Origin of the sequence: Finegoldia magna, assembly GCF_018371055.1 — a bacterium.
GTDB classification, from domain to species: Bacteria; Bacillota; Clostridia; order Tissierellales; family Peptoniphilaceae; genus Finegoldia; species Finegoldia magna_I.
Map to the genome: position 1 here is coordinate 1 of NZ_JAGYZD010000383.1, position 1,039 is coordinate 1,039.

Sequence of the window (1,039 nt, forward strand, 5' to 3'; positions counted from 1 at the left end):
AAAGCTAATTTGAATGGCAAACATTCTAACTTGGATATCAACAGTATTTACTTCACACATGGAGATAATTCATTGAATATGCTTTATGAAATCAATCATTTCGGCAAGGAATCAAAATCTTCATGTATCGTAAATGGTGCATTAAAAGAATCATCTTACAAAAACTTCAAGTCAACTCTTGATTTCAAAAAAGGATCAATGGGATCCACAGGAACTGAAGAAGAATATGCAGTATTGTTATCAGATGATGCAAAAAGCTTGTCAGTCCCAATACTTTTAGCAGGAGAAGACGACGTAATAGGAAATCACGCAGCAAGTGCAGGTAAGATTGATGCCGACATGCTATTTTATATAATGAACCGTGCTATATCCAGAGATGTAGCAGAAAGTATGATAGTTGAATCCAAATTTAGCGAATCATTAAGCAGATTAGATGACGAAAACTTGGAAAGCAAACTACTTTCATTCATCAGAGAAAAAATGGCAAAGAGGGAATTGGATGTTAGATAAAAAGCAAGTAGAAGAGATAAGAAAGGACTTTTTGTATTTGGACAAAGAATACAAAAATCCGATAGTTTATTTGGACAATGCAGCTACCAGCCAAAAACCAATTCAAGTTATAGATAGCGTAAGTGAATTTTACAAATATGAAAATGCAAATCCTCACAGAGGAGCACACACATTAAGCGTTTTATCTACAGATGTTTACGAATCTGGAAGAGAAAAAATCGCCAAATTCATAAACGCAACAGATTCTTCAGAAATAGTGTTCACAAGGAACACCACAGAATCGTTAAATTTATTAGCTTATTCGTACGGCTATGAAAATTTAAAAGAAAATGACGAAATTGTAATTTCGATAATGGAACATCACAGTAATTTAGTAACTTGGCAAGAAGTGTGCAAGAAAACAGGCGCCAAACTAAAATACTTGTATGTAGACAAAGAAAATATGCAATTGGATTTTGAAGAATTCAAGAAAACAATCACTGAAAAGACGAAGATTTTCTCAATAACACAAGCATCAAACGTAGTGGGA

The 1,039-nt window shown here is 33.6% G+C and carries 2 protein-coding genes; both read left to right on the plus strand.

What is annotated here, in order from left to right:
* A partial coding sequence (locus KHW44_RS10045; protein WP_304069024.1) for a SufD family Fe-S cluster assembly protein occupies positions 1 to 510 on the plus strand: 510 nt, incomplete at its 5' end.
* Positions 500 to 1,039 (plus strand): aminotransferase class V-fold PLP-dependent enzyme (locus KHW44_RS10050; RefSeq protein ID WP_304069026.1); only part of this gene is annotated, 540 nt, incomplete at its 3' end. The genes KHW44_RS10045 and KHW44_RS10050, both read left to right, overlap by 11 nt.